Source organism: Brevibacillus sp. NPDC003359 (assembly GCF_042878995.1).
Lineage (GTDB): Bacteria > Bacillota > Bacilli > Brevibacillales > Brevibacillaceae > Brevibacillus.
In genome coordinates this window covers 1,556,348-1,580,256 of record NZ_JBIAOR010000001.1, presented here as the reverse complement: position 1 = coordinate 1,580,256, position 23,909 = coordinate 1,556,348, and the positions used below count along the sequence as shown (strand labels likewise).

Below are 23,909 nucleotides of genomic sequence, written 5' to 3'. Positions count from 1 at the left end.
CCTGTTTAGTTGTTTGCTTTTTTAGCAGCAGGGACGTGACGGAAGAGCTTGGTCATGCACGCCCATGCGATGAGTGGACCGATTCCGATACATAGAATCAACCAATTCAGCGTAAGAGGAGAGACGCTCAAGGACGTTACCAGCAGAAAGATCAGAATCCCTACGAGCCGACCAACATCCAGAGCGAACTCTCGCAGCACGACATACTCGACACGATTGCGTGCGCTCTCTTCGTTAGTGCCAATCAGATCAAAAATCGTGGAGAGCATGGGTACAGAATACAGCGGATAAGCGATGGACACGGCAATCCCGAAAATAAGCAGTGTCGTAAAGCTCACCTTCCAGAAGAACACGAGGAGAATACCCCACATGATGACTGCGCCAGCGAGCATTCCCCACTTGCGATAGCGAGGAGCGAACCATTTGGCGATCAGGAAGTAGCTCACAAGCCCGACGGCAGATGTAGTCAGCCAGTAGTTGCCCAGAGTCATCTCGCTTCTCGTGGAAATGTAGACGAGTAGACCGATCACGAAGCCGAATACGCCTTCGCGAAGTCCTTGACCAGCTAAAGCTCCAGCCGCCCAGCGCCACTCAGGCTCTTCTCGCAAACAACGCAAGGAAAAGCTCCAGGAATACGTCCCTTCCGACTGGCGTTTTTTCAGAAAAAAGCTGATGAACACGCCGACGACAAATAGCGCAAGAGAGATTCCGAAAATAAGGGAGTAGCCGCTATTACCCGGAAGCCGCGTAATGAGCAAGCCTGATATCCATGGAGCGAGCATGCCCCCGATGGAAGCCAGTAATCCCGCCCAACCGTTGAAAAGGTCGCGATTGTCGGCATTCGTGATTTCGAAGTACACCACATTAAAAGAAAGCCAGAAAAAGCCATTCGCCATGCCTTGTACGAGACCAAGCGGTACGGTATAAGAGACAGCTTTGGGACCCGCCAGAAGAACGAGCAAATAAAAAAGGGCAGAAACCGCCATTCCAGCACGCAGGACATTCATTTTATTCAAGTGCTTGACGTACCAGCCAGCAAGCCAGAAGGTAAGTGCACCAGCGAGATGGGCGGCAAAAGTAAACCAGGCGATCGGAGCAAACTGACTTTTTACCTTCCACAAATAGACGTTTACAAACGTGCCGGAAAGCGCCCCAGCGGCAATGAATACTGCGTTGACCAGGAGCAGCAGCTTGGCTTGATTGTCCAGACGACCTGATTGCTTTTGATGAGAAGGCTCGTGGCGCGACATTTTCAGACCAGTGGACTCCTGAATTTGAAGGAAGGGTGGAAGGCGTTTTTTTGTTTTTTGTTGCATACGTTCCCTCCGCGCAAAAATAGGACATGAACATAACGTGCCCCACCGCTGCTGCTTTCAACAGAGAAGTGAGTAAACACCATGCTTTTCCAAATGAATAGTGAAGATCGCAATTTTTTGAACGTTATTTCATTTCAGGGAGGAAAACGACTAGCGGCAAACAAATTAAGTGAGGATAGGCATGCGAAAATACAGAAGCGAACAGAAAAGAGGTCACGAGATGGCGACAACCATTTTCAGAAATGGACGCATTTACACAGGGGATTCCAGGCATTTGTTCGTACAAGCTCTGGTCGTTCGGGATGGAATTGTCTATGACTTGGGCAGCGATGCGGACATGCTTCTTCAATACGGAGGCAGTGATGCAACGGTCCTTGATCTGCAAGGATGTACCGCAACGTCAGGACTGATTGACAGTCATCTGCACTTGGGGTGGCTCGGCCTCACCTTTATGCAGCTGGATTTGAGTAAAGCTCGCTCCAAAGACGAGATGCTGTTTCTCTTAAAAGAGAAAGCGCAAGCTACACCTGAAAATGCGTGGTTACAGGGCTACGGCTGGGATGAGAATTTGTTCGCGGATGGTGGCGGTATCCCTACCATCGAGGAGCTTGATCAAGCTGCACCGCATTGCCCGATTCTTCTGGCACGAATATGTGGACATGCGAATCTGGTCAACAGCAAAGCATTGGAGCTATGTGGCTATCATCGTGACATGGAGGTGCCTGCGGGGGGAGTCATTGTCCATGATCCTGTGAGCGGAAAGCCAACGGGCATGTTGTTGGAAACAGCCTCCAACCTGATTACGAAGCATATCCCGAGGCCCGACTACGATCAGCTGAAGCAGAGCCTGCACAGCTCGATTCGCTATGCAATGGCGCATGGATTGACAGGAGCGCATACGGAGGATTTACGTGAATTGGGCGGACTGGCGCAAACGTATCGACTCTATGATGAGTTAATCAATGGCGAAGAGCTTGCGCTGCGCAGCAACCTGCTTGTCTACTATCCGCATATGCATGAACTGCGGGACTTAAACATGACGGCAGGTTACGGTAACGCTCATGTGCAAATTGGTGCGGTGAAAATTTTTGCAGATGGCGCATTGGGACGCAGGACGGCTTACCTGTCTGCTCCGTACGCCGATGATCCGAGCACCAGCGGTTATCCCGTGCATGAGCAAGACGAGCTGACAGAGCTGGTTCGACAAGCACGTGGACTCGGGATGCCAATCGCCGTACACACCATTGGTGACAAAGCACTGGAAATGGTGCTAGACAGCTTGGACCAGTTCCCGGCAGTCGCCTATCGGGATCGCCTCATTCACACACAAATTTTGCGGCCAGACCTGCTCGACCGCTTGAAACATCCTCATCGAATCGCAGATATCCAACCGCGTTTTCTCGCAGGAGACTTCCCGTGGGTGATGGATCGCGTAGGACAGGAGCGGATCCAACACTCGTACATCTGGAAAACGATGATGGATTACGGAATCATTTGCGCTGCGGGCTCGGACACACCGGTAGAACCAATCGATCCTCTGTTGGGGATGCACGCAGCGGTCACGCGTAAAGCACCAGGAGAAACACACGATGGATACTTCCCGCAAGAAAAGCTGACGATGGAGGAGGCGATTCATCTGTTTACGTTGGGTAGTGCACAGGTGACGAACGAGGATCATGTCAAAGGTACGCTGTCTCGTGGAAAATATGCGGATATGACCGTCTATTCCAAAGACCTGTTTACCATCGATCCAGACGAACTGCTCTCGACAAAGGTCATGATGACGGTCATTGGCGGAAAAGTATGCTACACGTCTTGAAAAAACAGTAGTAAACTGACCCCGAAAATCATAACAGCGGCTGCCTTGGACAAGAAAAATAAAGTCCTAGACGGCCGCTGTTTTAGTGAACGATCTACTTTTCAGACATACTTGCCAGAAGTTCCTCAAGACGGTCCATGGTCTGTTCGGCACCTGGGACGGCATATGTTTTCACCTTATCGAATACAGCGGGAGTTTCTTCAAAAACTGTGCGATAAGTGAGTTTGGTCTTACCATCCAGATCTTCAAAGATGGCTGTCGCTAGAAAATGGGGAAACACAGCATGTTTGAAGACGATTCGCTCGAGTTTGATGACCTCGACAATGACGTTGGTGTTGGGAAAATCAACGCCATCAGGACCGTGCATGATAAACTCCCATGTACCGCCCGGGTTCATATCAAACTTCTGAAAAGTCGTCGTAAAACCTCGAGGTCCCCACCACTTCGACAGGTTTTCCTCTTTCGCCCAAGCATCAAACACAAGGTCGCGTGGAGCATCCAATACGCGGGTGATGGCAATCTCGCATTCTCCTACTTGCGTTGCGATTTTGTTTGTTTCGCTGTTTTGGTTCAAGTACATCCCTCCAAACTCATTTTTTCTATCATAGCAAATAACCCATACAAAAAAACCGGCTCAGGATAAGTGAGTCGGGTTTTTTGTCAGCTGCTTTGTGCGCAGCAAGCTCTTCACATCGATTTCAGCAATCAGCACACTGATCAAAACGAGACCTGCGCCTATGTACCCGCGAGCAGACAGCGTTTCGCCTGTGACCAAGAAGGCAAACAGGGCAGCAAAGACTGGCTCCAAGGAAAAAATAACACCGGTGTGCGTAGCGGTCGTATATTTTTGGGCCACCGTTTGTACGACGAAACCAATTGCGCTGCACAATACGCTAAGGGCGAGGACGGCGATCCAAGCCTCTGTCGTCTGCGGCAATGTGGGAGTCTCCAGCGCAAACGAAAAAATAATGCCCAACAGTGCCGTAAAGCCAAGCTGGTAAATCCCCAACTGGATCGTATCCGATTGAGTGGCCCATCGGCCTGTTACGGTAATATGTGTCGCATAAAAGAGGGCGCCAGCAATGCACAAAAGATCTCCTTGGCTGATGCGAAATTCAGCGCTTAGTGTGAGCAGGCCGATGCCGATCATGGCCAGTCCAGCGCCGACAAAGACTCTTTTTTCTGGCCGATTTCTCAAAAGAATAGATAAGAGCGGAACAAAGATAACGGTCAAGCTAACGAGAAAGCCTGCCTGGGAAGCCGTCGTTGATTTTACTCCGTTCGTGATGGTGGCAAAAACCCCGAAAAGGAGCGAACCGAGTACGAATGCATGGAGCAATGTTTTTCGATTCGTGGCACGCAAGCGTTTATGGAATAAGGCGGCTGCCAGTACAAAAGCAATGCCAAAGCGGATGCCGATCAGATTGAAAGTCTCCAAATCCTTCAATCCCATTTGCATAAACACATACGAGGTTCCCCAAAACAGGGTGACCAAAATCATAGCCAAATCGGCTTTCACTTGCGGTTTCATGATGGGATGAGCCTCCTTGCCCGGGAAAAAGCGGGTCCTAATCAGTGTTGCGCCATAAACAGTATACGAGTATCGTTTAAATAAGAAAAATGAATGTTTGTGATGATTTTCATGAATCAGATTCATGCAAAGGAGACGAAGAAAGGTGAGTTTGAATAAGTTTGAGGTAGTTATCACCGTTATTGAGTCGGGGAGCTTAACCAAAGCTGGAGAAATACTAGGTCTGACACAATCAGCGATTAGCCATGCGATTGCGAGTCTGGAGCGGGAATATGGGTTTTCGCTTTTGACGAGAGGACGATCGGGTATTAGCCTCACGAGTAATGGAGAGCGACTGCTACCGTACATGCGTGAGACCTTGCGCTGTCATGAGCGGATGAAACAAGAGGTGTTTGCCATCAACGGGTTGGAGGTCGGGACGGTAAGAATCGGAACGTTTACGAGTGTATCCACGCAATGGCTTCCCGGAATCCTCAAACGGTTTCAAGATCAGTATCCGGCAATCGAGATTAAGCTGATGGAAGGATATTACGATGGGATTGAGAGCTGGATTCAAACCGGAGAGATTGATTTCGGCTTCGTCTCCTTACCGACAACAGAGGATTTGGAATGTATGCCATTAAAAAAGGATCAAATGTATCTGCTGGTGACAGACGAACACCCGCTCTATGGAGAGGAGCGGGTGCATGTGAATCAATTGGCCGACGAGACATTTATTATGCCGAAGACGGGCTGTGACAATGATATACAGCGCTTACTGGCCCAGTATCAGATCGTGCCGCGAATCAAATATGAAGTGGGAGATGATCATGCGATTATTGCGATGGTGCAAAATGGGCTCGGGATCAGCATTCTCCCGGAAATGATATTGTTCCGCTTGCCTGCAAATATCCGGATGATTCCGCTCGAAGGGGAGCATTACCGTTCGTTGGGGGTGGCAGCAACCTCTTTTGCCAAGCAGTCACCGGCTGCCAAACGTTTTTTGCAGTTTGTAACGGAATGGGTAAATGAGCAACAGGCGTGATTCAGACAGACAAATCGCCCCTGAAATCCTGCCGCTGTGGCTGCTTTCGGACAAAGGGCAGGTACAACACGAAAAACAACGCGAGTGCTACGCCTTCCAACGAAACGATGTACCATGGATATGGGCCCAAAAAGTCAATCAGACTGGGATTGTCCGGTTTGCGCGAGACAAATAAGTAATTTCCTCCCGTCCATTGGTTTACGAGAAGGGCGACGAGCAGGAGCAGGTTTAGAAAGCCCATCGTTTTCCAAATCGAACGGACAGTCGGACGGAAGCCTTCTACCCACGTCATGTACAAGCAAGCAAGGACGATTCCTGCGTGGGCTACAAAAAAATGCACAAAGCGAAAATGCGGAAACGGATAAAATAATTCGGGTGTAAGCAATGCCTGCATGGCGCCGCCAATCCCGGCAAAAAACGTAATCTCATACAACCCGTAGCTTCTCGTCATCAGCATCATGGCAGAAAGAAGAAGGGTCACGCTACACAGCTGCAAGGGCAATGTGTAAGCAGCGGTCCAGCTCTCGGTATAGAAATGCCAAAGCTGATAACAAACCTCTGACAGAAGTAAGACACCCGCGAGTACGTAGCGTGTGGCGAGTTGATTTGACGGGACTTGGAGTTTTTTCCGAAAGAAATAGGTAAGGATGACCAGACAGAGCACAACGATCAAGGTGATCAGGTGGGAAGGGGAAAACAGCCGAAAGGGCTCCCCTGTCAGGACAAGTGAAAAATAGGGTGAGGTCATGATGGTCTCCTCTTTGTTTATTATTTTTTATATTTGAAAATTCACGAAATTTTAACAGATAGCTATTTGTCTCATATAAATCTTTGGTTATAATATAAATAGACTACGTTACATCATTGAGAGGAGATATAGTCTTGAACTTAGTGCTCACGGAAAAACAATGCAAGTCTTGCCAGGTTCGCTTGACCGAGTATGAAATCGAGAACAATGGTGCACTTTGCATGGAATGCTTCAAGGAAGAACAAGGCGAGTAAAAGTCACAGCAAAGCATACGGCAACTGACTGTCTACTGCTATCTAATAATAGACCCTTTCAATCAGACCCTCTCTTTAAATAGAGAGGGTCTGATTTTTTAGCAAACCTTATTCCGGGAGCGGAATGATGAGTTCCATTCTTCGGCTACCGTCCTTCATGCTTGTTTCAAACAAGATCAGTGTCAGTGTGCTGTTCGGCTCCGCTTTTTTCACTTTCAGTGTATGGGTAAAATCTCCCCAATCAGGAGCAGCCGTCGTAGCTTGCACGACTCCTTGCGTCAGCTCGTTATGTCCATCTTCTACGACATAATTGAGGGCAGCTTCGAACACGCGCGCCTGTCCTTTGATTTCAAACGTGTCCTGGGCGGTTTTCTTCACAGTGACATTGCGGAAAATATCATTGGCATAGACAGTCTCTTGTTGGTCAGGTTGTTCCGTTGATGGCTTCTCAGCCGTTGTAGGTGGTTGCGTGGTTGTGGGTGGCTCAGAAGCAGGTGTCTCGGGTTCGGTTGCAACGGGTGGCTTCTGTTGTTCTGTTGGAGTGGAAGGGCTATTTGTGCCACTCGTGCATCCTTGTAGCAAGCCGATCGTCAACAGCAGCAAAAGCATTTTTTTCATGGTATCCCTCGATTCTGTCTGGTATGAAATGGTACCTATAAATAGTAAGACGTAAAAACAAATAAGAGTGTTTCAGGTGGATAGGTCTTCCTAGGTCAAACTGTGGTAGAATGGAGGGGAAGTAGCAACCACTATTCCTAGAAGGCTGGTCTGATAAGAATGGAACAACAGACGTTTCGAGTGGAAAAAGACTTTCTCGGCGAGAAGCAAATTCCAGTAGATGCCTATTATGGCGTGCAAACGATGCGAGCAACGGAAAACTTCCCAATCACCGGGTATCGTCTTCATTTTTCTCTCATCAATGCAATGGCAATGGTAAAAAAAGCAGCTGCGATGGCAAATATGGAAGTTTCCAGATTGAATCCGCGGTTAGGAAATGCGATTGTCGCTGCGGCGGAAGAAATCATGCAAGGAAAATGGCATGATCAGTTTATCGTCGATCCGATCCAGGGCGGAGCAGGTACCTCGATCAATATGAATGCCAATGAAGTGATCGCTAACCGCGGTCTTGAGATGCTTGGTGAGAAAAAAGGGGATTATTTCCACTTAAGCCCAAATACACATGTTAACATGTCTCAGTCTACAAATGATGCTTTCCCGACAGCGATTCATATTTCAACACTCACCCTGTTGGAAAAGCTGCTCGTGACGATGGATACGATGCATGACGCATTTGGCCAAAAAGCAAAAGAATTCGATGATGTCATTAAAATGGGTAGAACGCATTTACAGGATGCGGTTCCGATTCGCTTGGGCCAAGAATTCGAAGCATACCGTCGGGTGCTTGAGCGCGACATCAAGCGTATCAAGCAATCTCGTCAGCATTTGTACGAAGTCAATATGGGAGCGACTGCGGTAGGAACAGGTTTGAATGCTGACCCTCGTTACATTACGACAGTTGTCAAGCATCTTGCCGATATCACAGGCTTCCCGCTGACAGGTGCGGAGCATCTCGTGGATGCTACACAAAACACAGATGCGTACACAGAAGTATCAGCAGCACTGAAAGTTTGCATGATGAATATGTCTAAAATCGCTAATGACTTGCGTTTGATGGCATCAGGACCTCGAGCTGGACTGGGAGAAATCTCCTTGCCAGCACGTCAGCCAGGCTCCTCGATTATGCCAGGAAAAGTCAATCCTGTCATGGCAGAGCTCATTAACCAGGTAGCGTTTCAAGTCATTGGAAATGACCATACGATTTGTTTGGCATCCGAGGCAGGTCAGCTAGAGCTGAACGTCATGGAGCCTGTGCTTGTCTTCAATTTGCTGCAATCGATCAGCATCATGGACAATGCATTCGCTGTCTTTACGCGCCACTGCTTGGAAGGAATCGAAGCAAACCGCGAGCGCATGAAAGAATACGTGGAAAAGAGCGTAGGCGTCATCACTGCGGTGAATCCTCATCTCGGGTATGAGACTGCTGCACGCATTGCCCGCGAAGCCATTTTGACTGGTAAGTCTGTACGTGAGCTGTGCTTGCAACACAATGTACTGACAGAAGAAGAACTAGATTTGATCCTCGATCCATTTGAAATGACTCATCCAGGTATTGCTGGAGCATCCTTGCTGGATCGCGACTAAACCAAAAAACTCCCGCGCTTTGTACATGCGAAGCAGCGGGAGTTTTTGCTTGCAAAAAAGAAAGGCTTGCACTACTTTTTCGGAAGCTGATCCAAGCTCTTGAATTCATACCCTTGCTTGCGCGCTTCATCGATCATCATCCCGAGAGCCTCTGTATTGTCTTTGGAGACAGAATGGAGCAGAATAACAGCACCGGGATGCAATTGGGCCATTACGTTATCATAGGCATATTTTGCCCCACGCTGGACTTTGGTATCCCAATCCTTATAGGCAACCGACCAAAAGACATTGGTATAGCCCAGTTCTTTCGTGACAGCAAGTGTGCGATCGCTGAAAATTCCTCTAGGAGGTCGCAAATAACGCATGTTCGCTTGTCCGGTCACTTGCTGAACGGCATCACTCACTTTCGTCAATTCGTGTTTGATTTTCTGATTCGGTACGGTTGTCATATCGGGATGGCTCCAGGAATGATTGCCGATCAGATGCCCCTCTTGTGCCATTCGTTTTAGCAACTCAGGCTGTTCCTTCACAAAGTGCCCTGTCACAAAGAAAATGGCAGGGACTTTTTTGGCGAGAAGTGTATCTAAAATCTTTGGCGTAAAGCCATTTTCATAACCGTTATCAAACGTCAAATAAAGCTCTTTTTTCGTGGTATCCCCTAAAAAAACTGCCCCGTGTCGATCCACAATGCCTTTAAAGCCTTCCTCGTTGATAGAGGGTAATTGTCCATTCTTGCTCTTTTTAAATCCAAAATGGTATGGGTGGTCTGGTGAGGCCATAATCGAGTCAACTGGCAAGGCACTTGTCAGCAACAAACTAATCCCGATCAACAGGCTTTTGAAAAATCGTCTTTTCAATAATGAGCTCTCCCTTCTGTAGCGAAGTCATGATGTATGCAAGGCGATTCCATCAAAAGTTTGTCCAGTCTACTTCCAAATATGTAAACGTACATCTGCAACAGCGGCGCAAGTAAAGCAGTATTCCAAGTTGTGTAAAAATCTTCCCTGAGTGAGGAGACAATTGTCCATACATGAAAAAGAAACGCGACATATAGTATCAAAGTCGACAGAAAGCTGTTGGCAAATGCTACCAAGTAATCATCTTTAGCAGGAGGTGTGGTTAACATGGAAGAATGGTTGGAGCAATTACGTGAGGCCATCGGTGAAGGTGCAGAAGAATTGGAAGTAAAAATCGAATACGAAGATGGTACCACGAAACAATTGTACTTCGGCAATAATGAAGAAGATGAAGAAGATGAAGAATCTGATGACGAAGAATCCGATGACGAGGAATCCGATGACGAGGAATCCGATGACGAAGAATCTGATGACGAAGAATCTGATGACGAAGAATCCGATGACGAAGAATCCGATGACGAGGAATCCGATGACGAAGAATCCGATGACGAAGATGAAGATGAAGACGAAGATGAAGATGAAGATGAAGATGAAGACGAAGATGATGACGACTAATCATTTGTATTTGTTGAAAAAAGATACGCGTACATGCGTATCTTTTTTCTGTTGCATTCTGTAATATTAAACATATTTCATAATGAGGATGGAACAGAAAATGAGCTTTCAAGTGAGTCATCAAACGATAAAAGAATGGTGCGGCCGCCTCTCCTATGAAAGAGGAAAGACTTTTTACCGTTCTGGGAACGTGCTTGTGGAGCATTTTCAACAGGAGCCTGCTTGGATCAAAACGACAGTGAACGCAGGAAAAAATAATTATCAAGTCACAATTGAACTGGACGAGTCTGGTATGGCAGCAGTGTGCAGTTGTCCTACTTTAGCATCGTATGATCACTACTGCCAGCATATCGCGGCCTCGTTGCTAACCATGCGTGATTTGCAAGTAGACGACCATCCTGGCAGCTATTCCCCTTCCCTTACAACGAGACAAGCAGGTATGACAAGACAGGCTGATTCCCAATTAACAGAGGGACTGTTCGGCTTGTTCGTGGACCGGCCGATTCGGACAAGCCATAATCGCGTGTTGCTGGATTCACGAACAACGCTTGCCTTGGAAATCATTTGTAAAATCGTACCGTACAGCTTTCGCAAGAGCATGATCGGAATAGAGCTGAAGCTAGGGCCGAAGAGGTTGTACATCGTAAAGGACATTCGCGCATTTTTAGACCGACTAGATAAGAAGCAAGTTTATTGTTTCTCCAGCCAATTTACCTATGATCCGAATTTACATCGCTTTTTGCCAGAGCATGAAACCATCCTCCGTGAACTTCTGCAAATATACCGTACGGAAAAAATATATCGAGAAACAGCAAGTTACCATTATCAGGAACAGAAGCATGTGGGTGGGGAACGGATCCTTCTTGTTCCACCATTTACCTGGGAACGATTATTTGCTTTGCTACTTACCGCATCGTCTGTTCACATTCAGCATCATGACCAAATGTATCCAACGTTTGTCTGTATCGATGAGCCGCCGCCGCTCCATTTCGAATTTGACCAGTCAAAAACAGATCAATATCAGCTGGAAGTGCAAGGATTCAAGCACATCACTGTCTTGGAAGCTTACGGACTGTTGCTCGTAGATGGCAAATGGCACAGACTGCCGAAGGAGCTATGCCAAAGTTTGGCAGAGCTCAAGCACTTGTTAGAATCGCATAGCAGTGAACGGATTCACATTCCCGCTGAAAAAATTGAGCCATTCATGGTGCAGGTTGTCCCCGCCTTGATGAAACTGGGGAAGGTGCAAATTGCAAAGGCTGTCTCAGAACGAGTCGTGCAATTCCAGTTAAAAGCCAAGCTGTATTTGGATAGGGTAAGAGACCGGCTTCTGGCGGGACTTGAGTTTCAATATGGCGATATCGTCATCAATCCGCTGGAAGGCTATGAAGGAGGAGGGCTGCGTGGCAGTGAGCTGATTTTGATGCGTGACGGGGAAAAGGAGCAGCAGATTTTAGAACTGATGGAGGAAAGTGCCTTTACCCGAACGGAAGGAGGGTATTTTCTAGATGATGAGGAAGCGGAGTATGACTTCCTTTATCACGTCGTCCCTAAGCTGGAAAAGCTGGTGAAAGTATACGCGACGACTTCCGTAAAAATCAGAATACAGCCTCTCCACCTGCCACCAAAAGTAAAAGTGGATGTTGATGAGCGAACAAATTGGCTGGATTTTCGCTTTGATATGGATGGGATACCCGAGTCCGAGATCCGAAGTGTTATCCAATCAGTCGAAGAAAAGCGCAGATATCATCGGCTGTCGAATGGAGCACTTTTGCCGCTTGAGACAAAAGAATTTGAGCAAATCAATCGTTTCCTAGACGAGATGGGCATGCAATATGCGGATCAAATGGGGAATGGTTTTCAATTACCTGCTTTTCGCGGGCTGCGCTTGCTTGATATTCCCATGCAGGGACAGTCTGTTCAGCTAGGTAAATCGTTACGCCAGTTTTTGGAGAATATGCGGAACCCTGATAATCTGGACTTTCCAGTACCCGAATCATTGCAGGGGACACTTCGAGATTACCAGAAGTTTGGCTATCAATGGATGAAAACACTGGCATACTACGGCTTTGGGGGAATTCTCGCAGACGATATGGGATTGGGGAAAACATTGCAAAGTATTACCTTTCTCCTCTCTGTTCTGCCCGAAATCCGAGAACAAAAGCTGCCAGCAATTATCGTGGCGCCTGCCTCTCTTTTATACAATTGGCAAAATGAAATCAAAAAGTTTGCGCCAAATATCCGTAGTGTAATTGTGGATGGCACGAAGGAAGAGCGGAACCAAATCGTAAACGAGCTGTCACAAATCGATGTGCTCATTACTTCGTATCCGCTCTTGCGTCGTGATCATGCCCAGTTCGAGGAGCATTCCTTCCACACCTTGATCTTGGATGAAGCACAGACTTTTAAAAACTATGTCACTCAAACAGCTCAGACAGTAAAACGAATAAAAGCCAAGCATCGCTTTGCTCTTACAGGAACACCTGTGGAAAACAGGGTAGAGGAGCTGTGGTCCATCTACGATGTTGTTTTTCCAGAGCTTTTTCCTGCGCGAAAGGAATTCCTCGACATGCAGCGAGATACGATTGCGAAGCGGACGCGTCCATTTTTATTGCGCAGGCTCAAGACTGAGGTACTGAAGGAATTGCCGTCTAAAATTGAAACACTGCAAAGCGCAAGGTTGTTGCCAGAGCAGAAAAAGCTGTATGTCGCCTATTTGGCGCAGCTCCAACAGGAAACAGTGAAGCACCTGTACAATAAAGGCTTTCAAAAAAATCGGATCAAAATTCTCGCAGGCTTGACGAGACTGCGCCAGATATGTTGTCACCCAGCGCTGTTCGTCAAAGAGTATGATGGTGGGTCAGCCAAGCTCGAACAGCTATTAGAGATCATCGGGGAATGCAAAAACGCCGGGAAGCGCGTTTTGCTCTTTTCACAATTTACGGAGATGCTAGGGATGATCGGACGCGAGCTGGGGTATCACGGTGTCCCGTTTTTCTATCTGGATGGACAGACACCAATAGCAGAGAGACTAGATTTGTGCAACCGATTTAACGAGGGAGAGCGGGATTTGTTTCTCATGTCATTGAAAGCTGGGGGAACAGGATTGAATGTGACAGGTGCGGATACCGTAATCTTGTATGATCTGTGGTGGAATCCCGCCGTGGAACAACAGGCGGCTGATCGTGCCCATCGTATCGGACAAAAGAACGTCGTCCAAGTGATCAGGCTTGTTGCAGAGGGGACTGTCGAAGAGAAAATGTACGAGCTGCAACAAAAAAAGAAAAATTTGATCGAGGAAATCATTACACCGGGGCAAGAGGCAATCTCTTCTTTAACCGAGCAAGAATTACGCGAATTGCTGATGATTTGACATGAACAGCTTGACTGTCGCTACCATGCGAGGGGTCAAGCTGTTTTTTTGCGAGACTTTATCCCTGTGCGAATAACGAATTGGCAGACTCCCAGTGATATTTGTCCGGTTCGAGATAAGAACAGAGCGAATAGCTTATGGAGAAGGGCGAAGGCATCACCACAGAAGTGTGGGGGGAATGGAATGGAACAATATGTGATTAAGCCATGGGATACCCGAGAAGGGAATGTGGAAACGCCAGCTAACTGGGATATGACAGTGCCACCGGAAGTAGATGCGATCGCAGAACAAGTGATCAAAGAGTATGACATGTCGGTGAAGGGTCGTACGCTCATTACCTCCAAGCCAGACAAAGGCGGGGCTATTTGGCGCATCGAAACAGATAAAGGTCCGCGTAGCCTAAAGGTACTGCACCGTACGCCCGAACGCAGTCTCTATAGTGTGGCTTTCCAAGAATACGTGGTCAAACAAGGAGCTAGGGTACCAGCGCTGATTCCTGCCCGAGATGGCAATCTTTATGTGGAAAAAGGCGGGAAACTCTGGATTGTTACCGATTGGATTGCCTTGCAACCGGCAACAAAAGTAGATTTGGTAGGCGCGCAAGAGCTTTGCTACGGTCTTGGTGAATTCCATCGTCATTCGAAAGGCTATGCTCCGCCCGCTGGAGCCAAAAACTCTTCTCGCTTATATCGCTGGCCCAATCATTATCAAAAGATTGCCAAAAAAATTGGATGGATGCGGGAAGTAGCAAAAGCGTACAGTGATGCCCCAACAAGTAAATCCATTCTGGCCGTAGTCGATCACTATGAACAGCAAGCATGGGCAGCCTTAGAGAAATTAAAGGCATCTTCCTATCCGAAAATGATCAAAATGGGAGAGGCACACTGGGGATTGGTGCACCAAGATTACGGCTGGTCAAATGGTCAAAATGGTCCCGGAGGGCTATGGGTCATCGACCTGGATGGCGTGTCGTACGATTTGCCGTTTCGGGATTTGCGCAAGCTCATCACCAGTACGATGGATGATATGGGTGTCTGGGATGTTACCTGGATGCGCGGCATGATCGAAGCCTATCATAAGGCAAATCCACTGGATCGCGAATCGTTTGAAGTGCTCTTAAATGACATGGCAGTACCAAACGAATTTTATAAGCACCTCAAAGAGATGTTTTATGATCCAGCAATCTTTCTGTCGACGGAAGCAGAAGGCATTCTACAGCGAGTTTTGACGGGGGATAAAACGAAAGATGCGGCATTGGCAGAGCTCGCAAAAGACATCAGCAAATACAACCCGGGCAACTATGACCAAATAACGGAAGTGGTTGAACCGCAAAGGGTGGCATCAGGTATCAAGGACTTCATTCCTGTTGCGGTATCCACGCCAACAACGGAGGCTTTGGTCGAGGAGCCGAAAGACAAAGTGTCCAAGATCAAGGTGTCGAAGGTGAAGGGATCCAAAGACAAAGAGTCCAAAATCAAGGAACCTGCAGGCGACCAGGGAGCCAGCTCACTTCCGACTTCCGAGAAAACACCAGTTAATCCGGAAGAAAGCCAGCAGGGAGGGGCAGAGGTAGAACAAAGCAGCACTACCAGCAGAGCTCCGATCACATTTTCCAGAGATATCCCTTTTAGGCCAGCAGCGCCATTCGATACAAGTGAAGCACGAAAACTCGTTCGTCGAAACAAAAGCAGGGGCATGAGCTCTGCTGTCTCAAAAAGCAGCAGCAAAAAGCCAAGCAAACCTCAAAGTAGAGTACGGATCTCTATCAATGTAAAGGCAAAATCACCACAAGCAAAACCCGTGAGTCCAGCAGGGAAGAACAAAAAAAGAACTGTGTGGACTTCTAAACAGCAGTCCCGAACCGTCACTTCCAACAAGAGCAATAAGGTTGCCAAGTCGGCGAAACCAAGCCGTAAATTTATCAATAATCAGATGAAGAAGCAGCGTCAAAAATCAAAGAAGTCGAGAGGCAACTGATGTAAGAAGTCGGAACGGGAAAGGAGAAATCGTATGAAAGTTATCATGGTCTGTACAGAAAAATTGCCAGTCCCTCCTATACGAGGTGGAGCGATTCAGACTTATATTGCAGGGATTGCAGATATTCTAGGGAGGCATCATGAGCTGACGATCCTGGGAACGTCGGATCCGACGCTACCGAAGGATGAAAAAGTTCGCAATGCGCGTTATGTGCGGGTAGATGGTCAAGGTGTTTTCGAGATCTATGCACGTGAAGTAGCCGCATTTTTGAGTGCGAACACTTATGATGTCATCCATGTTTTTAACCGACCGCGGATGGTTCCCATCATTCGTGAGGTATGCCCGAACGCACGTATCATCTTAAGTATGCACAATGATATGTTTGATCCGGTAAAAATAGGGCAGGCAGAAGCTGCTATAGCCGCTGCTGAAACCGAACGCATCATTACCATCAGTGATTATGTCGGCAGGGTCATTGCCTCCTTGCATCCCGAAGCCGCAAATAAGCTTCGTACGATTTATTCAGGTGTGAACTTAGATACATTCGTTCCGGTGGAGGGATCCAAAACGGCGCAGAAGATTCGTCAGGAACTGCGGGCGACGCACAATCTTGGCAACAAACAAGTGATCTTGTTTGTAGGAAGACTGACGCCGAAAAAAGGGGCCGACATCCTGGTTCGTGCGATGAATGAACTCCGCTCCTACCATTCCAACATCGCGCTCGTCTTAGTTGGAGGGTCCTGGTACGGAGAAAATAAAATCAGTGATTATGCAGCATATGTACGTTCATTAGCGAATCGTTCGCCTGTTCCGGTTATTACAACGGGATTTGTTCCGGCAGACCAGATTCACCACTGGTTCTGGGCGGGTGACGTTTTTGTCTGCCCATCGCAATGGGAGGAGCCGTTGGCACGTGTCCATTATGAAGCGATGGCTGCCGGTCTCCCCTTTGTCACGACAAAGCGGGGTGGAAATGCTGAGGTGATCATCGGAGGCAATGGACTGTTGGTCGAGCAGCCGGAGGACCCTCAAGCGTTTGCTGTACAGCTGAAACAACTATTGTCCAGCCGTGATCTCCAACGTCAAATGGGGAGAAGCGGACGCCAGCTTGCCGAACAAAGATTTACATGGGATCGAGTCGCAAGAGATGTGCTAGACGTATGGAATAACAGGGGTAGGTAACACCAAAAAGCGAATGCTAGCAGCCCACTTCCCAAAGAGAGTTCGGAGAAGTGGGCGATTATTTATACTTTTGTGTCGAAAGAGTTAGGCTATGATGTCCGGCTAGAGTGGACAAGCCCAACTGAACCATGGTATGAAAAAGGGCTCGTCCCACATTCGTTTTGCACGAAAATGGGGAAAGCTGCGGGGGAATCTACTATGCATAGATTCCCCCGCAGCTTCAGGCATTCATAAAGGCACGCAGAATATCAGCTTGTTCAATTAGATTCTGCATTTGGAATAATGGCGACGATGTGGGTGATAGGAATAAGGACAGACGTCCCGCTTGTACGTGAGGAGGTTATGGTTTGTAATTCAATGATTCCTTCGTCCACTCTAAGAAGCTTGCCGATTCGGTTGGAACGACCCTCAGATCCCCAATCCGTCGTCAGTAAAACCTCCACAAGCTGATCGTCCCTCAAGCATTTGCTGAGTTCTTGACGAAGCCCGTCTATACATGCTTGATCTGCTGATTCTTCCGTTCCGACATCTACCTTCACGATTGGTGCCGGGATGACGATTGGTTTGGGAGCTTCTACTTGTACATAAGGTGCCTCTACTTGTACAACAGGCGCTTCTACTTGTACAACAGGTGCTTCTACTTGTACAACAGGAGCTTCTACTTGTACGACAGGTGCTTCTAGTTGTGGAATGGGGGTGGTCACATTTACTTGAGGTGCACGTACGTGGATTCGCACAAAACGGCGCAATTGCTTGAGCAGACTATTGGATTTGCGTCTGGTAGATCGCTTCTTGCAGCGGCAGCGGGCTTGCTTTGCTTTTAACTTCTTCTTTCTCAATGCTTTCAAAGGCAACACCCTCCTTACTATCCATGCAATATCATATTCAGCAGGGAGGTGATCGCATTGGACTAACACCTGATTTGACAAAATCAGGCAGGAAAACATTAGCAAAATTAGATGATTTTTTTAAAAAACAGGAAAATCGTGTATACTTATCAGGTAATCTCAAAAAGAAAGATGGAGGTTTCTCATGAATCGTACGCCGATTGCCCCCATGGGAGTGGGGAAGCTGTTGGACAAGAGCTTTTCTGTGTATCGTCAGTATTTTGGAGCATTCTTTTTGATGGCTCTAATTTGGTTCGGTCCATTATTACTCCTGCAGCAATTGCTCATGGTTGATCTTACGAGGGTCCCTTTGCTCGCACAAGATACAGAAGGTATGGACTTTGCAGAATCGTTAGGCGCAAGATTTGCCGGACAAGAAGAATTTATGACACAAAGCCTGCCTATGTTGCTCATATTCTTATTCCTTGTCGCACCAATCCTTTTGATCATCGCCTATCCGCAAATGATTTCCGGTTCGATTTTACTGACAAAGGCTGCTCTCGAGGGAGAGACCTTGAGCTTAAAGGATGCGTTGAAGGGGGCACTTCGTCGATTTTGGCCGCTCGCGGGTAGTACTTTCCTCTATGGAGTAATCGCGTTTGCAGTGTCGACAGCATTTGTCATCGTATATGGATTATTTTTCGTTATGATCGCTTTCGCCGGTGGTATGACATTAGAAACCATATTTGATCCGTCAGATGAAGGCAGCATTGTGCTCATGATCGTTTTAGTTTTATTTGGCTATTTATTCTTAATTGCTGGGATGATGCTCGTACCAGGCTTTTTCTTAATTCGTTGGGGTTTTTATATGCCGCTCGTTCTGTTCGAACGCGATGGTGTCGGAATCGGCCAGAGCTGGAATTTGACAAAAGGAAACTTTTGGCGTTTATTCGGTATTTTTGTTGTTCTCAGTGTGATCTACTCGATGTTCACAAGCGGCATTCAATTAGTACTCACTGGAGTCTTAGGTACGTCTATCCTCGCGCAAATCATTCTGGTTGCACTTACCTGCCTCGTGACTCCATGGATGTCCATTGTTTACGCTTTGGCTTACTTTGATCTGCGCGTGAGAAAAGACGGGACAGATCTACAAGAGCTAGTAAGCCGTCAGCTTGCTACAACTGAATCCGTACAACCAGCAACTCTTACTCCTGCACAAGAGCCGGGAGTTACACATGATTAGCACGAGTCCTTGGGTGGATGACAAGGAGCATTTGCAAGAGATTCTAGCCAGAGACGAGTTCAATGTACCCCAAGGCAGTGGAGGGAACTGGATTCAAAGAGCGATGGAGTTTGTGATCGAGATGATCGCCGATCTTTTTCAGTGGACCAATATTCCGTCTGGTGCTGCTCATACCGTATCAACACTGGTGCTCATAATAGCAGTACTGGCACTGGTCGGCATCATTTACTGGTTGTTCCGCAGAATGATTTGGGAACAGAAGAAGCATCGACCGCTGTTTATGGACGGTGAAAAAATACGTTCTCATGCAGATTATCTGCGTGATGCGAAAGAAAAAGCAGCGCAAGGAGAATGGCGCGAAGGAGAACGCTCACTGTTTTTGGCGTTGTTGGTTTATTTGCAAATGAAGTCATGGGTTCGTGTGGAGAAATGGAAAACGAATTGGGAATACGCTGAGGAAATTGAGACAAATCAGCCGAGCTTACGTGAGGTGTTCGGCCGCTTTGCACGAGAATTCGACGCTGTTTGGTACGGGCAGGCACTTGTGGATGAAGTGTCGTTCTGGCAGCGTGTAAACGAACTGGAAGGCATCTGGCGCGAGGAGGGACAGCATGGATAGTTTGCGCACCTATCGTGTCGGAATTATAGTGGCTACTTTGCTGCTCGTCATCGTGGGCTGGCTGATCGTGAAGCCTACAGCTGAGCCGCTCCCACCGTATTTGGCCTCGTCCGCACAGCCGAGCGGAATCAAGGCTGTGCTCGTACTGTTGGAGGAAAAAGGCAAGCAGGTAAAGGAATGGCGGCAGCCTATGCGTTTTTTACCAACAGCAACAGGGCAGGCCATGCTCGTCGTAGAGCCGGAAAGATTGATGCCAGAGGAACAGATAGACATGCTGGATTGGGTCAGCGAAGGCAATGACCTGATTCTCTTTGACTCGAGACCGGAGTGGGAAGATCTCCCCTTTTATACGGAGTTCATCCGGGATAAAGAAAATCAGGAACGAAACATTCAGGGACCTCTCGTTCAAGGCAGGTTCATGGGCAAAGCCGGGACCGCATTGAGATTTTTGGAAGATGAGGACATGGAGCCACTTCTCTACGACGATCAGGGGATACTTGGGGGAAGAACAGAAGTGGGAGATGGCAGTGTCACGTTTTTTCTTGTGCCGGAATGGTTGACCAACAAAAAATTTGATCAATTGTCCCACTTTGAAGCGATCTGGCCGTATGTACAAGGAGATTGGTCCGTCCTTTGGGTAGACGAATACCATCACGGCTTGCAAGAAAAACCAGGATTTCTGGCGATCTACCCAGGCTGGCTCATAGCTGCCTGCATTCAACTCGCCATCCTCCTTTTGCTGTACGTGTGGTGGAGAGGCAAACGTTTCGGACCGGTCTATACGCTGAGGGAATGGACGGTACGTCGTGGTGATGAGACGTTGCTCGCCGTGTCTAGCTGGTATGAGCGAAGAGGGCTGGCACAGGATGCGTTGCGACATCGAGAAGCGTACATGCGACAGTTGTTGTACGATCGGTGGGGAGTGCACCAACGGGCTGATCGTGTGGAAATAGTGAGATATGCCAAAACAAGATGGACAAATCAAGAGGTAGAGAAATTCGCTTATCTGCTGGAACGACTGGAACAGGCAAAGAACGAAGGGCGATACTCGCCAAAGAGCTTGCTTGCAGACAGCCTCTTGTTGGATGAGATTACGAAGCGTCTGGAGAAGGAGTGACAACTACCGTGGAGCAATTGTTGCAACAAATGGAAAAAGAGCTGGTTGGTCAGCGGCAAAATGTTCGGTTACTGCTAACAGCTTTGGTTGCCGGAGGACATGTCTTGCTAGAAGGTGTACCCGGTATCGGGAAGACGAAAATGGTGAGAACCTTATCGGAATTGATGGGGGGCGTGAGCAAGCGCGTCCAGTTTACGCCTGACATGATGCCATCGGACATTATTGGTCATGTGGTGTTCAATATGCAGCAGAATCAGTTTGAGACAATCAAAGGTCCTGTTTTTGCAAACCTAATGCTGGCAGACGAGATTAACCGGACTCCCCCGAAAACCCAAGCGGCCTTATTGGAGGCAATGGAGGAAGGGCAAGTGACGATTCATGGTGTCACCTATCCTTTGCCAGATCCGTTTTTTGTGGTCGCTACGCAAAATCCGGTGGAATATGAAGGAACGTATGTATTGCCGGAGGCACAGCTCGATCGCTTTTTGTTCAAGCTAACGATGTCGTATCCTTCCCATGAAAATGAAAAGCAAATCCTCGCCAAGCATGTTCCCAACAAGCGCAGTCACGAGCGGAATCAAGAGCCGCTCTTTACATGGGATGCGATTTTGGAGAAGCGACGCCAATTAGAAGAAGTTGTTGTGGATGATTCCATTTTGGAGTACATTACAACATTGATTCGAAATACACGTGAAACGAAACGATTGCTCCTGGGTGCCAGCTCTCGTGCCGGTATCGCCGTGTTGATGGCGAGCAAAGCATGGGCACTTTTGGACAATCGCAAGTTTGTGACGCCTGATGACGTGAAGATGGTGGCCCGCCCTGCATTGCGACACCGACTCATACTGTCACCGCAGGTAGAATTGGAGGGGGGTACCAGTGACCACATCATCGAAGAGACGCTGGCGGCTATTCCAGTTCCTCGCTGATTTTTTGGCAGACCGATTTGTCCTGCCATCCAAGCGACTGCTTGTGGCGGTTTTGCTAGGCACACCCATCGCGATCGTCGGATTTTTACTGGAGATTGGCTATTCGACATTCTTTTTGTACAACGGTTTACTCCTGATCGCTAGCATCTTAGATTGGGTGACCATCCCCAAACGCCGAGACTTGTCGATCCGGCGAATCTTGCCTGAACAAACGGATATCGGACAATCGTTTGAGATCGAGCTTGTGCTGGAGAACCGAAGCGGGCAATCTGTTTCGTACGCCATCGTGGATGATCTTCCACTGTCATTTGAAGAAGCCGGACCAGTTACGGGTGTGATGGAGCAACCCTTCACCAACATACGTTTTGAAACAAGAGGAAAAGAGCGCGGAGAGTACGTGTTCCGCTGGCTTTACATGCGTTGGCATGGCAAGCTCGGCTTGTGGTACCGCCAAAGTCGCTTTTCATGTGAGCAAACCATCAAGGTATACCCCGACCTTTCAGCCGTTCGTGGCTATTTGACTTCGTTGCAGGAGAGCTTGATCGTCGACGGGAAAAAAATCATGCGCAGGGCGAAAGCGGGCACAGAATTTCATGCTATCCGAGATTACGTGCCAGATGATGATCCTCGGATGATTAACTGGTCTGCTTCCGCACGCTCCCGACGTCTGATGACGAACCAATATCGCCCGGAGCATGGCAAGGTGATTACCATTCTGATCGATTGCGGCAGGTTGATGGGCGTCGAGCTGGATAACCAAACGAGACTGGATAGATCGCTGGAGTCTGCGCTCACGCTAGCGGCAGTCGCATTACGTCAAGGAGATCAGGTAGCGCTCTTAGCTTATTCGCATGAGATCAAGACGTACATACCTCCAGGCAGAGGTCTGCGCCATTTGCACACACTTTTGGAAGCGACCTACAACCTGACAAGTGATTTTGTAGAGGCTGATCCGGCGAAGGCGCTAGAATTTTTGAATCGCCAGCAGAAGAGAAGGAGCTTGGTTGTTCTTTTTTCAGATATGGAAAACTACCTCGTCGAAGATCAGTTGAGCAATTATTTGTGGCGGATGCGCCGTTCGCATTTGCTCTTGCTGCTTTCTTTGGCAGATCCGCTTCTGCATGAATGGAGTCATATTGACACGAGCAACAGCAGCTTGGCGTTTACGAAGGCGGTAGCTCAACGGTTCCAGCTTGATCGCAGGGCTTTTCAACAAAAAATGATCGGCGCGGGTATCCAGGTACTGGACGTTCCGGCCGATCAATTGACGCTTGCGGTTATCAACACTTATTTGGATATCAAATCAAGAGAAGCTTTGTGAGAATCGGATCTGTATCCGAGGAGGTACCAGGCAATCAGCAAAAGCAACGTGCCGACAGCTACGATGTACTTGGCTTCGAGCGAGAGACTCGATGGCGTAATATAGCCCTCGATAATTCCCGCGATGAACAAGAGAGGGATGGTAGCCAACAGCAGATGCGCAGACTCTTTTGCCGCCTCCAAAAATTGATGTTTTCGAGCGTAGCGGCCGGGCACAAGCAGGCGGTACCCCATATGAAGACCTGCTCCGCCTGCAATGAAGATGGCAGTCAGCTCGATCACGCCGTGTGGCAAAATGTAGGCCCAAAACGCATAGCTGCTATCCGCCTGATAATAGACGGCTGCCAAAGCTCCAACCAGAAGGCCATTGAATAAGAGAAGGTAGATGGGGACGATTCCAAACGTAATTCCACTGACAAAGGCCAGCATCGCCACTTTGATGTTGTTGGTCATAATCATCGTGGAGATGACCGGACTGTTGAGAGATTCGTGCCCTTCACCCAGCCTGGATGGATCAATCTGCTCAGCCATCCCTTGTGGCAAGACATAATACAGGTTGAGTGGATCGACCATGACGGCGGCAAAGCCAGAAATACCACCGATGATGAAGAGAAGCGCTGCCACAGCAATGAAGCTCATTCGCATATGTACGAGACCCATCAAGTAGCTACCAAAGAAATGCTTGAGCTGCTGCCAGCTACCTATTCGTTGCTTGTAAGCCAAATTATGTGCACGTAAAACGAGTTGGTTTAAGTAGAGGGTGATCTCGTCTGTCGGATGGTAGGAGCGCACATAGGCCAAATGAGCAGACGTTTTCTTGTACAGTTGTGTCAGGCGATCAATATCGGTAGCACTGATGTGCCGAGGTTGTCGGGTAAAACGCTCCACTAATTGTTCCAGTTCGGCCCAAGAGGCTTTATGCTTGTGCCAAAACGAGGTAATATCCATGTATAATG

General features: G+C 48.0%; 20 protein-coding genes. 12 read left to right on the top strand and 8 right to left on the bottom strand.

Going from position 1 to position 23,909, the window contains the following annotated elements; genetic code table 11:
• Window positions 1–5 precede the first annotated feature (5 nt).
• Window positions 6–1,316, bottom strand: coding sequence for an MFS transporter (locus ACFYU8_RS07265; protein WP_390294447.1), 1,311 nt, complete (start codon window positions 1,314–1,316; stop codon window positions 6–8).
• A gap of 220 nt (window positions 1,317–1,536) precedes the next feature.
• Between ACFYU8_RS07265 and ACFYU8_RS07260 the strand changes: the two genes are divergently transcribed.
• Entirely contained in the window at window positions 1,537–3,135 is a 1,599-nt protein-coding gene (locus ACFYU8_RS07260; protein WP_390294449.1) for an amidohydrolase, read from the top strand.
• Window positions 3,136–3,229: 94 nt separating this feature from the next.
• On the opposite strand, the gene ACFYU8_RS07255 is transcribed toward ACFYU8_RS07260, so the two are convergent.
• The gene (locus ACFYU8_RS07255) at window positions 3,230–3,709 is read right to left on the bottom strand and encodes an SRPBCC family protein (protein ID WP_390294451.1); all 480 of its coding nucleotides are present in this window, start codon (window positions 3,707–3,709) and stop codon (window positions 3,230–3,232) included.
• A gap of 60 nt (window positions 3,710–3,769) precedes the next feature.
• A complete protein-coding gene (locus ACFYU8_RS07250; RefSeq protein WP_390294453.1) occupies window positions 3,770–4,666 on the bottom strand; it encodes a DMT family transporter in 897 nt (298 codons plus the stop codon).
• 145 nt (window positions 4,667–4,811) lie between these two features.
• Between ACFYU8_RS07250 and ACFYU8_RS07245 the strand changes: the two genes are divergently transcribed.
• A complete protein-coding gene (locus ACFYU8_RS07245; RefSeq protein WP_390294455.1) occupies window positions 4,812–5,690 on the top strand; it encodes a LysR family transcriptional regulator in 879 nt (292 codons plus the stop codon).
• Between the two features lies 1 nt (window position 5,691).
• Here the strand turns inward: ACFYU8_RS07245 and ACFYU8_RS07240 are convergent, their stop codons facing one another.
• Both ACFYU8_RS07240 and ACFYU8_RS07235 read right to left on the bottom strand, forming a co-directional pair.
• Window positions 5,692–6,438 (bottom strand): YwaF family protein, encoded by a 747-nt coding sequence (locus ACFYU8_RS07240; RefSeq protein WP_390294457.1) that lies wholly within the window; start codon window positions 6,436–6,438, stop codon window positions 5,692–5,694.
• A gap of 362 nt (window positions 6,439–6,800) precedes the next feature.
• Window positions 6,801–7,310 (bottom strand): Gmad2 immunoglobulin-like domain-containing protein, encoded by a 510-nt coding sequence (locus tag ACFYU8_RS07235; RefSeq protein ID WP_390294459.1) that lies wholly within the window; start codon window positions 7,308–7,310, stop codon window positions 6,801–6,803.
• Window positions 7,311–7,469: 159 nt separating this feature from the next.
• On the opposite strand from ACFYU8_RS07235, the gene aspA reads away from it, so the two are divergent.
• On the top strand, window positions 7,470–8,894 hold the full coding sequence (gene aspA, locus ACFYU8_RS07230; protein ID WP_390294461.1) for an aspartate ammonia-lyase: 1,425 nt from the start codon (window positions 7,470–7,472) through the stop codon (window positions 8,892–8,894).
• A gap of 71 nt (window positions 8,895–8,965) precedes the next feature.
• Here the strand turns inward: aspA and pdaA are convergent, their stop codons facing one another.
• Entirely contained in the window at window positions 8,966–9,751 is a 786-nt protein-coding gene (pdaA, locus tag ACFYU8_RS07225) for a delta-lactam-biosynthetic de-N-acetylase (RefSeq protein WP_390294463.1), read from the bottom strand.
• A gap of 267 nt (window positions 9,752–10,018) precedes the next feature.
• On the opposite strand from pdaA, the gene ACFYU8_RS07220 reads away from it, so the two are divergent.
• The 4 genes from ACFYU8_RS07220 to ACFYU8_RS07205 all read left to right on the top strand — a co-directional run bounded on the left by ACFYU8_RS07220 (window position 10,019) and on the right by ACFYU8_RS07205 (window position 16,898).
• Complete coding sequence (locus ACFYU8_RS07220) at window positions 10,019–10,366, top strand: DNA primase (RefSeq protein ID WP_390294465.1); 348 nt, start codon at window positions 10,019–10,021, stop codon at window positions 10,364–10,366.
• 100 nt (window positions 10,367–10,466) lie between these two features.
• On the top strand, window positions 10,467–13,739 hold the full coding sequence (locus ACFYU8_RS07215; RefSeq protein ID WP_390294467.1) for a DEAD/DEAH box helicase: 3,273 nt from the start codon (window positions 10,467–10,469) through the stop codon (window positions 13,737–13,739).
• A gap of 183 nt (window positions 13,740–13,922) precedes the next feature.
• On the top strand, window positions 13,923–15,716 hold the full coding sequence (locus tag ACFYU8_RS07210; RefSeq protein WP_390294469.1) for a CotS family spore coat protein: 1,794 nt from the start codon (window positions 13,923–13,925) through the stop codon (window positions 15,714–15,716).
• A 33-nt stretch (window positions 15,717–15,749) separates the two neighbouring features.
• Window positions 15,750–16,898 carry a glycosyltransferase family 4 protein gene (locus ACFYU8_RS07205; protein ID WP_390294471.1) on the top strand — a complete coding sequence of 383 codons (1,149 nt, stop codon included), beginning with the start codon at window positions 15,750–15,752 and terminating at the stop codon, window positions 16,896–16,898.
• Between the two features lie 257 nt (window positions 16,899–17,155).
• On the opposite strand, the gene ACFYU8_RS07200 is transcribed toward ACFYU8_RS07205, so the two are convergent.
• A complete protein-coding gene (locus tag ACFYU8_RS07200) occupies window positions 17,156–17,755 on the bottom strand; it encodes a hypothetical protein (RefSeq protein ID WP_390294473.1) in 600 nt (199 codons plus the stop codon).
• A 175-nt stretch (window positions 17,756–17,930) separates the two neighbouring features.
• Here ACFYU8_RS07200 and ACFYU8_RS07195 point away from each other — a divergent pair, with 175 nt between their 5' ends.
• From ACFYU8_RS07195 to ACFYU8_RS07175, 5 genes are read left to right on the top strand one after another with little or no spacing between them, the layout of a single operon-like run.
• Complete coding sequence (locus ACFYU8_RS07195) at window positions 17,931–18,968, top strand: DUF7847 domain-containing protein (RefSeq protein ID WP_390294475.1); 1,038 nt, start codon at window positions 17,931–17,933, stop codon at window positions 18,966–18,968.
• On the top strand, window positions 18,961–19,587 hold the full coding sequence (locus tag ACFYU8_RS07190) for a DUF4129 domain-containing protein (protein ID WP_390294477.1): 627 nt from the start codon (window positions 18,961–18,963) through the stop codon (window positions 19,585–19,587). The genes ACFYU8_RS07195 and ACFYU8_RS07190 overlap by 8 nt, the downstream gene beginning before the upstream one ends.
• Complete coding sequence (locus ACFYU8_RS07185) at window positions 19,580–20,704, top strand: DUF4350 domain-containing protein (protein WP_390294479.1); 1,125 nt, start codon at window positions 19,580–19,582, stop codon at window positions 20,702–20,704. The genes ACFYU8_RS07190 and ACFYU8_RS07185 overlap by 8 nt, the downstream gene beginning before the upstream one ends.
• A gap of 8 nt (window positions 20,705–20,712) precedes the next feature.
• On the top strand, window positions 20,713–21,633 hold the full coding sequence (locus tag ACFYU8_RS07180; protein ID WP_390294481.1) for an AAA family ATPase: 921 nt from the start codon (window positions 20,713–20,715) through the stop codon (window positions 21,631–21,633).
• Window positions 21,584–22,954, top strand: coding sequence for a DUF58 domain-containing protein (locus tag ACFYU8_RS07175; RefSeq protein ID WP_390294483.1), 1,371 nt, complete (start codon window positions 21,584–21,586; stop codon window positions 22,952–22,954). Before ACFYU8_RS07180 ends, ACFYU8_RS07175 begins: the two co-directional genes overlap by 50 nt.
• On the opposite strand, the gene ACFYU8_RS07170 is transcribed toward ACFYU8_RS07175, so the two are convergent.
• Window positions 22,921–23,901, bottom strand: coding sequence for a stage II sporulation protein M (locus tag ACFYU8_RS07170; RefSeq protein WP_390294485.1), 981 nt, complete (start codon window positions 23,899–23,901; stop codon window positions 22,921–22,923). The genes ACFYU8_RS07175 and ACFYU8_RS07170 overlap by 34 nt on opposite strands.
• Window positions 23,902–23,909 lie beyond the last annotated feature (8 nt).

Excerpts from the sequence above, each read along its gene's own strand:
- ACFYU8_RS07260 (WP_390294449.1), top strand. The coding sequence starts at position 1,537 with ATGGCGACAACCATTTTCAGAAATGGACGCATTTACACAGGGGATTCC.
- ACFYU8_RS07235 (WP_390294459.1), bottom strand. The coding sequence starts at position 7,310 with ATGAAAAAAATGCTTTTGCTGCTGTTGACGATCGGCTTGCTACAAGGA.
- ACFYU8_RS07190 (WP_390294477.1), top strand. The coding sequence starts at position 18,961 with ATGATTAGCACGAGTCCTTGGGTGGATGACAAGGAGCATTTGCAAGAG.
- ACFYU8_RS07250 (WP_390294453.1), bottom strand. The coding sequence starts at position 4,666 with ATGAAACCGCAAGTGAAAGCCGATTTGGCTATGATTTTGGTCACCCTG.
- ACFYU8_RS07205 (WP_390294471.1), top strand. The coding sequence starts at position 15,750 with ATGAAAGTTATCATGGTCTGTACAGAAAAATTGCCAGTCCCTCCTATA.
- ACFYU8_RS07185 (WP_390294479.1), top strand. The coding sequence starts at position 19,580 with ATGGATAGTTTGCGCACCTATCGTGTCGGAATTATAGTGGCTACTTTG.
- ACFYU8_RS07195 (WP_390294475.1), top strand. The coding sequence starts at position 17,931 with ATGAATCGTACGCCGATTGCCCCCATGGGAGTGGGGAAGCTGTTGGAC.
- ACFYU8_RS07240 (WP_390294457.1), bottom strand. The coding sequence starts at position 6,438 with ATGACCTCACCCTATTTTTCACTTGTCCTGACAGGGGAGCCCTTTCGG.
- aspA (WP_390294461.1), top strand. The coding sequence starts at position 7,470 with ATGGAACAACAGACGTTTCGAGTGGAAAAAGACTTTCTCGGCGAGAAG.
- ACFYU8_RS07170 (WP_390294485.1), bottom strand. The coding sequence starts at position 23,901 with ATGGATATTACCTCGTTTTGGCACAAGCATAAAGCCTCTTGGGCCGAA.
- ACFYU8_RS07220 (WP_390294465.1), top strand. The coding sequence starts at position 10,019 with ATGGAAGAATGGTTGGAGCAATTACGTGAGGCCATCGGTGAAGGTGCA.
- ACFYU8_RS07210 (WP_390294469.1), top strand. The coding sequence starts at position 13,923 with ATGGAACAATATGTGATTAAGCCATGGGATACCCGAGAAGGGAATGTG.
- ACFYU8_RS07265 (WP_390294447.1), bottom strand. The coding sequence starts at position 1,316 with ATGCAACAAAAAACAAAAAAACGCCTTCCACCCTTCCTTCAAATTCAG.
- ACFYU8_RS07215 (WP_390294467.1), top strand. The coding sequence starts at position 10,467 with ATGAGCTTTCAAGTGAGTCATCAAACGATAAAAGAATGGTGCGGCCGC.